Annotated in this window: 13 protein-coding genes; 9 read left to right on the top strand and 4 right to left on the bottom strand. The window is 56.4% G+C overall.

Annotated elements, in window-relative coordinates; genetic code table 11:
• Nucleotides 1-277 precede the first annotated feature (277 nt).
• Nucleotides 278-844, bottom strand: a complete 567-nt coding sequence (gene gmhB, locus ABLX76_RS24275; RefSeq protein WP_023292060.1) for a D-glycero-beta-D-manno-heptose 1,7-bisphosphate 7-phosphatase — start codon at nt 842-844, stop codon at nt 278-280.
• Between the two features lie 188 nt (nt 845-1,032).
• Here gmhB and metN point away from each other — a divergent pair, with 188 nt between their 5' ends.
• The 7 genes from metN to ABLX76_RS24240 all read left to right on the top strand — a co-directional run bounded on the left by metN (nt 1,033) and on the right by ABLX76_RS24240 (nt 7,521).
• Complete coding sequence (metN, locus tag ABLX76_RS24270; protein WP_002889450.1) at nt 1,033-2,064, top strand: methionine ABC transporter ATP-binding protein MetN; 1,032 nt, start codon at nt 1,033-1,035, stop codon at nt 2,062-2,064.
• Complete coding sequence (locus ABLX76_RS24265) at nt 2,057-2,710, top strand: methionine ABC transporter permease MetI (RefSeq protein ID WP_004204478.1); 654 nt, start codon at nt 2,057-2,059, stop codon at nt 2,708-2,710. The genes metN and ABLX76_RS24265 overlap by 8 nt, the downstream gene beginning before the upstream one ends.
• Nucleotides 2,711-2,753: 43 nt before the next feature.
• Entirely contained in the window at nt 2,754-3,569 is an 816-nt protein-coding gene (metQ, locus tag ABLX76_RS24260) for a methionine ABC transporter substrate-binding lipoprotein MetQ (protein ID WP_002889445.1), read from the top strand.
• A 107-nt stretch (nt 3,570-3,676) separates the two neighbouring features.
• On the top strand, nt 3,677-4,084 hold the full coding sequence (gene rcsF / locus ABLX76_RS24255; protein WP_023292059.1) for an Rcs stress response system protein RcsF: 408 nt from the start codon (nt 3,677-3,679) through the stop codon (nt 4,082-4,084).
• The gene (tsaA, locus tag ABLX76_RS24250; protein WP_065882729.1) at nt 4,081-4,788 is read left to right on the top strand and encodes a tRNA (N6-threonylcarbamoyladenosine(37)-N6)-methyltransferase TrmO; all 708 of its coding nucleotides are present in this window, start codon (nt 4,081-4,083) and stop codon (nt 4,786-4,788) included. Before rcsF ends, tsaA begins: the two co-directional genes overlap by 4 nt.
• 112 nt (nt 4,789-4,900) lie before the next feature.
• Nucleotides 4,901-6,619, top strand: a complete 1,719-nt coding sequence (gene proS, locus ABLX76_RS24245; RefSeq protein ID WP_032452990.1) for a proline--tRNA ligase — start codon at nt 4,901-4,903, stop codon at nt 6,617-6,619.
• A 59-nt stretch (nt 6,620-6,678) separates the two neighbouring features.
• A complete protein-coding gene (locus tag ABLX76_RS24240; RefSeq protein ID WP_065882731.1) occupies nt 6,679-7,521 on the top strand; it encodes a YaeF family permuted papain-like enzyme in 843 nt (280 codons plus the stop codon).
• A 157-nt stretch (nt 7,522-7,678) separates the two neighbouring features.
• Here the strand turns inward: ABLX76_RS24240 and nlpE are convergent, their stop codons facing one another.
• From nlpE to ABLX76_RS24225, 3 genes are read right to left on the bottom strand one after another with little or no spacing between them, the layout of a single operon-like run.
• Entirely contained in the window at nt 7,679-8,377 is a 699-nt protein-coding gene (nlpE, locus tag ABLX76_RS24235; RefSeq protein ID WP_086075002.1) for an envelope stress response activation lipoprotein NlpE, read from the bottom strand.
• Nucleotides 8,378-8,419: 42 nt separating this feature from the next.
• Nucleotides 8,420-8,833, bottom strand: a complete 414-nt coding sequence (gene arfB, locus ABLX76_RS24230; RefSeq protein WP_004204468.1) for an alternative ribosome rescue aminoacyl-tRNA hydrolase ArfB — start codon at nt 8,831-8,833, stop codon at nt 8,420-8,422.
• On the bottom strand, nt 8,830-9,375 hold the full coding sequence (locus ABLX76_RS24225) for a YaeQ family protein (RefSeq protein ID WP_023292054.1): 546 nt from the start codon (nt 9,373-9,375) through the stop codon (nt 8,830-8,832). Before ABLX76_RS24225 ends, arfB begins: the two co-directional genes overlap by 4 nt.
• Before the next feature lie 196 nt (nt 9,376-9,571).
• Here ABLX76_RS24225 and ABLX76_RS24220 point away from each other — a divergent pair, with 196 nt between their 5' ends.
• Nucleotides 9,572-9,772, top strand: coding sequence for a YaeP family protein (locus tag ABLX76_RS24220; RefSeq protein ID WP_002889429.1), 201 nt, complete (start codon nt 9,572-9,574; stop codon nt 9,770-9,772).
• Entirely contained in the window at nt 9,759-10,019 is a 261-nt protein-coding gene (gene rof / locus ABLX76_RS24215) for a Rho-binding antiterminator (RefSeq protein WP_002889424.1), read from the top strand. The genes ABLX76_RS24220 and rof overlap by 14 nt, the downstream gene beginning before the upstream one ends.
• The last annotated feature ends 3 nt before the right edge of the window (nt 10,020-10,022 follow it).

The following is a 10,022-nucleotide window of genomic DNA, read 5'->3' as shown; positions in this document are numbered from 1 at the left end:
TCCATGTCACTTTGAGTGCCCACACAGATTGTCTGATAAATTGTTAAAGAGCAGTTGCGACGCGCTTTAGCGCTCTGTCGCGAGGTGGCGTATATTACGCTTTCCTCTTTCAGAGTCAACCCGTTTTTCAGGATTTTTCTCTTCAACCGAACCGGCTGTTTGTGTGAAGTGATTCACATCTGCCGTGTCGATGGAGGCGCATTATAGGGAGCCCGCCGGGAATGACAAGCGGAAAAATACAATTTTATTTCAACCGCTCATCTTTTATACGCAACGCTTATTTTTGCTGCTTTTTAATCGCCGCCGGCAGCTCGGCCAGGCTATTTAGCACCCAATCCGCGGCTTTTTCCGCTTCTTCAGTAACAGGCTTACCGGTACGCACCAGCACTTTAGTACCGACATCAGCGGCCGCTGCAGCCTGCATATCTTCCAGTTTGTCCCCTACCATATAGGAAGCGGCCATATCGATATGCAGATAATCGCGGGCGGAGATCAGCATCCCCGGATGCGGTTTACGGCAATCACAGGTCTGACGGTACTCCTCAACCGCACCCTGCGGGTGATGCGGGCAATAATAGATACCGTCCAGATCGACGCCACGGTCTGCCAGAGACCAGTCCATCCATTCGGTCAGCGTTTCAAACTGGGCTTCGGTAAATTTACCGCGAGCAATACCGGACTGGTTAGTGACCAGCACCAGCGCGTAGCCCATCTCTTTGAGCTCGCGCATTGCGTCAATGACGCCATCGATAAATTCAAAATTGTCGATTTCGTGGACGTAGCCATGATCGACATTAATGGTGCCGTCACGGTCGAGAAAAATTGCGGGTACTGACTTTGCCACCGGTTTGCTCCTGAAAAAGGCTAGTGCCGTTAGTATCGCATGTTTCCGCATGCAAGAAAGTGCTCATTATAAAGAGTCAGATTGATTTAGACGTCTGGATGCCTTAACATCCATTTCATTGCCAGGCATCGCCTGGATACGGCAGAAGAAAATGCCACGGCAAACGGCTAAACGATAATAAATAACTGATGATTAAACTTTCCAATATCACCAAAGTGTTCCAGCAGGGGAATCGCAGCATTCAGGCGCTGAACAATGTCAGCCTGCATGTCCCTGCCGGACAAATTTACGGCGTCATCGGTGCCTCAGGCGCCGGTAAAAGTACGCTGATTCGCTGCGTTAACCTGCTGGAGCGCCCGACCGAGGGCAGCGTACAGGTTGACGGTCAGGAACTGACTGCGCTGTCGGAAAAAGAGCTAACCCGCGCTCGCCGTCAGATTGGCATGATTTTCCAGCATTTTAACCTGCTGGCATCCCGCACCGTTTTCGGCAACGTGGCGTTACCCCTGGAGCTGGATAACACGCCACAGGCAGAAATCAAACGCCGTGTGACGGAGCTGCTGGATCTTGTCGGCCTGGGCGATAAGCACGACAGCTATCCGGCTAATCTCTCCGGCGGCCAGAAACAGCGTGTCGCCATTGCCCGCGCGCTGGCCAGTAACCCCAAGGTGCTGCTGTGCGATGAAGCCACCAGCGCCCTGGATCCGGCCACCACCCGTTCCATTCTCGAATTGCTGAAAGACATTAACCGTCGCCTGGGGCTGACCATCCTGCTGATCACCCACGAAATGGATGTGGTGAAACGCATCTGCGACTGCGTGGCGGTGATTAGCAACGGCCAGTTGATTGAACAGGACACGGTGAGCGAAGTCTTCTCCCATCCGAAGACGCCGCTGGCCCAGCAGTTTATTCAGTCGACGTTGCACCTGGATATTCCGGATGACTACCAGGCGCGCCTGAAACCTACCGCCACAGCGGATAGCGTACCGATGCTGCGCATGGAATTTACCGGCCACTCCGTCGATGCGCCGCTGCTTTCTGAAACCGCGCGTCGCTTCAACGTGAATAACAACATTATTAGCGCGCAGATGGATTATGCCGGCGGGGTGAAGTTCGGCATCATGCTGACCGAAATGCACGGTACACAGGAAGACACTCAGGCGGCTATCGCCTGGCTGCAGGAACATCATGTAAAAGTAGAGGTATTGGGTTATGTCTGAGGCAATGATGTGGCTGCTGTTGCGCGGCGTATGGGAAACGCTGGCAATGACCTTTGTCTCCGGCTTCTTCGGTTTTGTCCTTGGTCTGCCGGTGGGCGTGCTGCTGTACGTGACCCGTCCGGGGCAAATCGTCGCCAATGCTAAACTGTACCGGACGCTGTCGGCGCTGGTGAACATTTTCCGCTCCATCCCGTTCATTATCCTGCTGGTCTGGATGATCCCATTTACCCGCGTGATCGTCGGCACCTCAATCGGCCTGCAGGCGGCGATCGTGCCGTTGACGGTGGGCGCCGCGCCGTTTATCGCTCGCATGGTGGAGAACGCCCTGCTGGAGATCCCGACCGGCCTTATCGAAGCCTCCCGGGCGATGGGCGCCACGCCGCTGCAGATCGTGCGTAAGGTTCTACTGCCTGAAGCGCTGCCGGGTCTGGTCAACGCCGCCACCATCACCCTGATCACCCTGGTGGGCTATTCCGCCATGGGCGGCGCGGTGGGCGCCGGCGGTCTGGGGCAGATTGGTTATCAGTATGGCTATATCGGTTACAACGCCACCGTAATGAATACCGTACTGGTATTGCTGGTTATTCTGGTTTATTTAATTCAATTCTCTGGCGATCGCATCGTCCGGGCTGTGACTCATAAATAACGTTATTGGCAGACAACACTCATTCTTACAGGAAGGAAATAACATGGCCTTTAATTTCAAAACCTTTGCGGCAGTTGGTGCGTTAATCGGTTCTCTGGCGCTGGTGGGTTGCGGTCAGGATGAAAAAGATCCGAATCATATTAAAGTCGGCGTTATCGTCGGGGCGGAGCAGCAGGTCGCTGAAGTCGCGCAGAAAGTGGCAAAAGAGAAGTATGGCCTTGACGTTGAGCTGGTGACCTTCAACGATTACGTTCTGCCGAACGAAGCGCTGAGCAAAGGCGATATCGACGTCAACGCCTTCCAGCATAAACCGTATCTCGACCAGCAGATTAAAGACCGCGGCTACAAGCTGGTGGCTGTCGGCAACACCTTCGTCTACCCGATCGCGGGTTACTCGAAGAAAATCAAATCGCTGGACGAACTGCAGCCGGGCTCGCAGATCGCCGTCCCTAACGATCCGACCAACCTCGGTCGTTCTCTGCTGCTGCTGCAGCAGGTGGGCCTGATCAAACTGAAGGACGGCGTAGGCCTGCTGCCGACCTCGCTGGATATCGTCGAGAACCCGAAAAACCTGAAGATTGTTGAACTGGAAGCGCCGCAGCTGCCGCGTTCTCTTGACGACGCGCAGATTGCGCTGGCCGTTATCAACACCACTTACGCCAGCCAGATTGGCCTGACCCCGGCGAAAGACGGCATCTTTGTTGAAGGGAAAGAGTCGCCGTACGTGAACCTGATCGTGGCGCGTGAAGACAATAAAGATGCTGAGAATGTGAAAAAATTCGTTCAGGCTTACCAGAGCGATGAAGTTTACGAAGCAGCAAACAAGATCTTTAACGGCGGCGCAGTGAAAGGCTGGTAATCTTTTCTCACCGTAATATCATTCAGGACGGGCTTCACGCCCGTCTTGTCATTTATGCAAGCACCTGATTCAATAACGCCCTGTTTTTTATTCATTGAGGAAATACTATGCGTGCTTTACCGGTCTGTTTGTTAGCACTCATGTTAAGCGGTTGTTCCATGCTAAGCAGATCTCCCGTTGAACCTGTTCAAAGCACTGCAACTCCCCCGGTTAAATCTGAGCCGAGCAAACCACGCGCAACCCGTCCGGCGCCGGTACGTATTTATACCGATGCGTCAGAGCTGGTAGGTAAACCATTCCGCGATCTGGGGGAAGTGTCTGGCGAGTCCTGCCAGGCCTCGAATCAGGATTCTCCGCCGAATATCCCTACCGCCCGCAAGCGCCTGCAGATTAATGCCGCACGTATGAAAGCCAATGCTGTCCTGCTGCACCGCTGCGAAGTGACCAGCGGCACCCCAGGCTGCTACCGTCAGGCGGTTTGTCTGGGCTCGGCGCTTAACGTCTCGGCGCAATGAGTGCATTTCAGTTCGCGCAGATAGGCGTGATCCGCTCGCCGTATAAAGAGAAGTTTGCCGTACCTCGCCAGCCGGGTCTGGTCAAGCACGGCGGCGGAGAACTCCATCTGATCGCGCCCTACAACCAGGCCGACGCCGTGCGTGGTCTGGAAAGCTTCAGCCATCTGTGGATCCTGTTTGTGTTTCATCAGACCATGGAAGGCGGCTGGCGTCCGACGGTGCGCCCTCCCCGTCTCGGGGGCAACGCGCGTATGGGCGTCTTCGCCACCCGCTCCACCTTTCGCCCCAATCCCATTGGCATGTCTCTGGTTGAGCTGAAGGGCGTTCGCTGTCAGAAAGAGCAGGTGATACTGGAACTCGGCAGCCTCGATCTCGTCGACGGTACGCCGGTGGTCGACATCAAACCCTATCTGCCGTTTGCCGAAGCGCTGCCCGACGCGCACGCCAGCTACGCGCAACAGGCGCCGCAGGCGGATCAGGTCGTCAGTTTTACCGCCGACGTCGAAACGCAGCTTTTGCATCTGGAGAAGCGTTATCCGCACCTGAAGGCGTTTATCCGAGAGGTGCTGGCGCAGGATCCGCGTCCGGCCTACCGTAAGGAGGAAGAGGCAGGCAAAAATTACGCCGTCTGGCTGCTGGATTTCAACGTCCGCTGGCGGGTGACTGCCTCCGGTTTTGAAGTCTTTGCCCTCGAAGCGCGCTAATTTTATTTTCCTCTCTTTTGGCATCTTTGCCACACTGGTAAACTAAACCACTTTTTTTGTTTCAGGCTGGGCAACCAGCCTGTTCCGCTCGTTTAACTGGAACCGTTACAACATGCGTACTAGCCAATATCTGCTCTCCACTCTGAAGGAGACACCTGCCGACGCCGAGGTAATCAGCCACCAGCTGATGCTGCGCGCCGGGATGATCCGCAAGCTGGCCTCCGGGTTATACACCTGGCTGCCGACCGGCGTGCGCGTCCTGAAAAAAGTCGAAAACATCGTGCGTGAAGAGATGAACAACGCCGGTGCGATCGAGGTGTTAATGCCGGTCGTTCAGCCATCTGAACTGTGGCAGGAGAGCGGTCGCTGGGAGCAGTACGGCCCGGAACTGCTGCGCATTGCCGATCGTGGCGATCGTCCGTTCGTCCTCGGTCCAACCCACGAAGAGGTCATCACCGATCTGATCCGCAACGAGCTGAACTCCTATAAGCAGCTGCCGCTGAACTTCTATCAGATCCAGACCAAATTCCGCGACGAAGTGCGCCCGCGTTTCGGCGTGATGCGCTCCCGCGAATTCCTGATGAAAGATGCGTACTCTTTCCACACTTCGCAGGAATCGCTGCAGGAAACCTACGATGCGATGTACGCCGCTTACAGCAAAATCTTCAGCCGTATGGGGCTGGATTTCCGTGCGGTACAGGCTGATACCGGCTCCATCGGCGGCAGCGCCTCTCATGAATTCCAGGTGCTGGCGCAGAGCGGCGAAGACGATGTGATCTTCTCCGACAGCTCCGACTACGCGGCAAACATCGAGTTTGCGGAAGCCGTTGCGCCGAAAACGCCGCGCGCGGACGCCACCCAGGAGTTGACCCTGGTCGACACGCCGAACGCCAAAACCATCGCCGAGCTGGTTGAGCAGTTCAACCTGCCGATCGAAAAAACCGTGAAAACCCTGCTGGTGAAAGCGGTTGAAGATAGCGCTTCCCCGCTGGTTGCCCTGCTGGTGCGCGGCGATCACGAGCTGAACGAAGTGAAAGCGGAAAAACTGCCGCAGGTCGCCAGCCCGCTGACCTTCGCCACCGAAGAAGAGATCCGCGCCCTGGTGAAAGCCGGTCCGGGCTCCCTGGGTCCGGTGAACCTACCGGTGCCGGTGATTATCGACCGTACTGTGGCGGTGATGAGCGATTTCGCCGCCGGCGCCAACATCGACGGCAAACACTACTTCGGCATCAACTGGGACCGCGATGTCGCCACGCCGGAAGTCGCTGACATCCGTAACGTCGTTGCCGGCGATCCGAGCCCGGACGGCAAAGGTACCCTGCTTATCAAGCGCGGTATCGAAGTGGGTCATATCTTCCAGCTGGGGACGAAGTACTCCGAGGCGATGAAAGCCGCGGTCCAGGGCGAAGATGGCCGCAACCAGATCCTGACCATGGGTTGCTATGGTATCGGGGTCACTCGCGTAGTGGCGGCGGCGATTGAGCAGAACTTTGACGATCGCGGTATTGTCTGGCCGGATGCGATTGCGCCGTTCCAGGTGGCGATCCTGCCGATGAACATGCATAAATCTTACCGTGTGCAGGAGCTGGCGGAGAAACTGTACGCCGAGCTGAGCGCCCAGGGTATTGAAGTGCTGATGGACGATCGTAAAGAGCGTCCGGGCGTGATGTTCGCCGATATGGAGCTGATCGGCATCCCGCACACCATCGTGCTGGGCGATCGTAACCTCGACAACGACGATATCGAATACAAGTATCGTCGCAACGGTGAGAAGCAGCTGATCAAGACCGGGGATATTGTGGAATATCTGGTTAAAGCGATAAAAGGCTAATTACACAGCTCAGGGCCCTGAACGGATGTCAGGGCCTTTTTTTTACAAGGACTGTACCCATGACTGCACCTCTCCTCAGCAGCGGGCTGCTTACCTCCGCCCTGCTCCTGCTTACCGCCTGCACTGTAGACGTCGGCCGCAGCGTCCCTTCCGCATCCGCTACCGATGGCCGCTCACCGCCATGGGCTGTCACCCTCCAGCGTCAAAGCTCGATTGCCGGCAGCGGACTGCGCGAAATCGCCGAAAGCGACCTTCGTTCCGGCGACCTGCTCTTCTCCTCCAGCCTTGGCGTCACTTCGCTTGGGATCCGCGCCTTCAGCGCCTCTTCCGTGAGCCACGTCGCGCTGTATCTCGGCGAGGGTCAAATTGCGGAGGCTACCGGCGCCGGCGTGCAGGTGATATCGCTACAGCAAGCGATGGCGCACAGCGATAAACTCTTTGCCCTCAGGGTGCCCGATCTGACGCCGGATCAGGCGATGGCGATGAGAGGTTTTGCCTGGCAGGTCAAAGACAGCGGGTATAACTATCGCGGCATTATTCAGTTTATCCCTTATATGGTCACCAAACCGCTCTGCTCGCTCAACCCTTTCTCGCGTAACTTTCGCCAGCAGTGCGTAAGCGGCCTGGCCAAAGCGCAACTGGGCGATGGGGCCAGCCCCGACAAGAAAGCGTGGTTTTGCTCGGAGTTTGTCAGCGAGGCCTTTGTCAGAGCCGGGCATCCGCTGACCCTGGCGCAGGCGGCGTGGATCAGCCCTTCCGATCTGCTGCACATGCGGGAAGGAGATGTCGCCACCTTTAAACCCGAGACGCAGCTGCAGTATGTCGGGCATCTGAAACTGGGAGTTTATCTTCAGGCCGGTAAACTGGTGGGGTTGAGCAAACCGAAGGCCGGTGCGGAGTAAAAGAACGATTTGCCCTTTACCCCCGTCATGAGGCTCATGCTTCGTGCGCTATGGTTAGTGGAAAAGGGGGGACGGTAAAACCACAATGACCCAATTCCGCTGGCCGGCTACCGCTGAGGCGTATCCCCTGCCCGTTTCCCGGGCAGGAGCCGGACAATCAGTGTCCGCAGTCCTTCCCAGGAATAAATTTGCCAGCCTGATCCGTCATCAGCGTTTTCATCATTTCGCCGGTATCCGGGTTCGCCTCGAGGGTAAAGTGCCCCTCCACCACCAGCAGCACCGGACGTGAATCATTGCCGCGGGCAGCGGCATAATCCCGCTCAAGCTGGGCATTATTCGCCACCGCGATGCGTTTACCGGTCGCGCAATCAGTAAAGGTTGCCGCATCGGCCATATAGAAGTACATGCCACGCATCGCCATCGGGGTGGTCGGCAGGCTGGCCTTCACCGGCTCCAGGGTATAGTTGAGGGGAGACTGAATGGGGCTCCCGTTGCGGTCGAGCATCTCCAGCTTGTCGCCCTTCGCGCGAAAGTACGATTTTTCGCCCTTGCTGTTGGTCAGTACCAGCTTATCCGCCGTACGCGCCCAGGTGCCGTAAGAGGCAAAGGAGGATGGTTCACGACGCGCGCCCTGGTAGTGCTCATTCATCACCCAGGTGCCGTCTTTTTCCAGGAACAGCGAGGTGTCGATGCCTTCGCAATCCGCGCAAGGCAGCACCCCGCGCCAGCTTTGCTGCATCGGCTTGAGCTCTTCCATCGCCGCCGGCTGGACCGTGTCAGTTTCGGCGCGATGGTTACAACCAAACAGCGCGAACAGCGAACAGGCCGCTATCACGGAGAATATGATTTTCTTCACTCTACTTTCCTTATGATCCATTCCACCCGTTCGCCGACGCCTTCACTGGCGAACTTTCCCACGCAGCGCCTTGACTGAGGACTTTTGCGCCTTGGAAGCAAGGCGTCGCTCTTTGGATGCCCGAGTCGGTCGCGTCTCCCGGCGACTTTTTTGCACTGCGGTCAATTCTTTGATAAGGGCCACCAGCCGGGCGATCGCCGCTTCGCGGTTCATCTCCTGACTGCGATATTCCTGAGCCTTAATGATAACCACACCGTCAGCAGAAATTAAGTGGTGGCTGGCGGCGAGCAGGCGCTCTTTGTAAAACGCCGGCAGGCTCGAGGCTTTAATATCGAAGCGCAGATGGATCGCGGTCGACGCTTTGTTCACGTGTTGGCCCCCGGCCCCCTGGGCGCGAATACCTTCCAGCGTGATCTCGTTATCGGCAATGGCCACGCTGCGGCTGATAGTAATCATGCCGGCCCTTGCCAGGCGGTAAGCTGAATTTCCAGATTATTCTGAGCGTCGGACAACCAGATGCTCCCCTCCTGCAAAGTGGCCTGCAGCGTCATCGTGCGGTCGGCAAAAGCGCTAAGCTGCGCCAGCTGGGCATCATCAAGATACCAGATGGTCAGCTTCGGGTACGCCGCAAGCTTGTTCTGATTCTGCTGCCACCAGATTTCAGCCGCCCGGCTGTTATAGGCAAACAACGCCACCGCCTGCGCCCGCGAGCAGGCTTTCTTGAGACGTTTCTCGTCCGGCAGCCCCAGCTCGATCCACAGATCAACCCCGAGATGATCGTTAAGCAGCCACAGCTCCGGCTCGTCGTCTGACGAGAGGCCGCGCGTAAACTGCAGCCGCTCATCGGCATATTTGATCCACGCCAGCAGGCGCAGCATCATGCGCTCCTGGGTTTCCGACGGGTGCTGCGCCAGCGTCAGGTTAGCATCCAGAAACTGGTTGCGATCCAGATCGGCTACATTCACCGCGGCTTTATATATCGTCGCTTTCAGCGCCATGAACAAACTCCTGAAAAAAATGGCGTACATTGTAGCGAAACTGGCGACAAAAGGCTGTCAGCAATCGCAGCAACCTGTTTCATCCTGCTGAAATTGCTTAAATGACTATGATATAGTTCCCTTGCTAAACAGAGTTTATCTTCGTAGGCTTAAACTTGCATCCCACGGTTGAGTCAGAACGCTGACAGGAGGGCATGTGGACCACTATTGTGAGTTAATACGCAAGCGGTATGCGGAAATAGCCAGCGGAGACTTAGGGTATATCCCGGATGCGCTGGGTTGCGTGTTGAAAGTATTGAATGAGATTGCGGCGGATGAGGCCCTTTCGGAGTCAGTCAGGGAAAAGGCCGCTTATGCGGCAGCAAACTTACTGGTGAGCGATTATGTCAATGAATGATACTTATCAACCCATTAACTGCGATGATTACGACAACCTGGAGCTGGCCTGCCAGCATCACCTGGTGCTGACGCTGGCGCTGAAGGATGGCGAACAGCTGCAGGCGAAGGCCAGCGATCTAATCTCGCGTAAAAATATCGAGTATCTTGTGGTCGAACTCGCCGGCAACGTCCGCGAGCTGCGCCTGGATAAAATCGCCAGCTTCAGTCACCCGGAAATCGGCACCGTGGTGGTGAGCGAATCCTGAATC

This window comes from Klebsiella sp. JB_Kp004, from assembly GCF_040065795.1.
Lineage (GTDB): Bacteria > Pseudomonadota > Gammaproteobacteria > Enterobacterales > Enterobacteriaceae > Klebsiella > Klebsiella quasipneumoniae.
The sequence above is the reverse complement of the archived record's forward strand: the minus strand, read 5'-3'. Positions and strand labels throughout refer to the sequence as shown.

What these genes read in the sequence shown, in the direction of transcription:
- arfB (WP_004204468.1), bottom strand. Translation starts at nt 8,833, where the DNA reads ATGATTACTATCAGCCGCAGCGTGGCCATTGCCGATAACGAGATCACG.
- ABLX76_RS24225 (WP_023292054.1), bottom strand. Translation starts at nt 9,375, where the DNA reads ATGGCGCTGAAAGCGACGATATATAAAGCCGCGGTGAATGTAGCCGAT.
- proS (WP_032452990.1), top strand. Translation starts at nt 4,901, where the DNA reads ATGCGTACTAGCCAATATCTGCTCTCCACTCTGAAGGAGACACCTGCC.
- metN (WP_002889450.1), top strand. Translation starts at nt 1,033, where the DNA reads ATGATTAAACTTTCCAATATCACCAAAGTGTTCCAGCAGGGGAATCGC.
- ABLX76_RS24240 (WP_065882731.1), top strand. Translation starts at nt 6,679, where the DNA reads ATGACTGCACCTCTCCTCAGCAGCGGGCTGCTTACCTCCGCCCTGCTC.
- rcsF (WP_023292059.1), top strand. Translation starts at nt 3,677, where the DNA reads ATGCGTGCTTTACCGGTCTGTTTGTTAGCACTCATGTTAAGCGGTTGT.
- rof (WP_002889424.1), top strand. Translation starts at nt 9,759, where the DNA reads ATGTCAATGAATGATACTTATCAACCCATTAACTGCGATGATTACGAC.
- metQ (WP_002889445.1), top strand. Translation starts at nt 2,754, where the DNA reads ATGGCCTTTAATTTCAAAACCTTTGCGGCAGTTGGTGCGTTAATCGGT.
- ABLX76_RS24265 (WP_004204478.1), top strand. Translation starts at nt 2,057, where the DNA reads ATGTCTGAGGCAATGATGTGGCTGCTGTTGCGCGGCGTATGGGAAACG.
- tsaA (WP_065882729.1), top strand. Translation starts at nt 4,081, where the DNA reads ATGAGTGCATTTCAGTTCGCGCAGATAGGCGTGATCCGCTCGCCGTAT.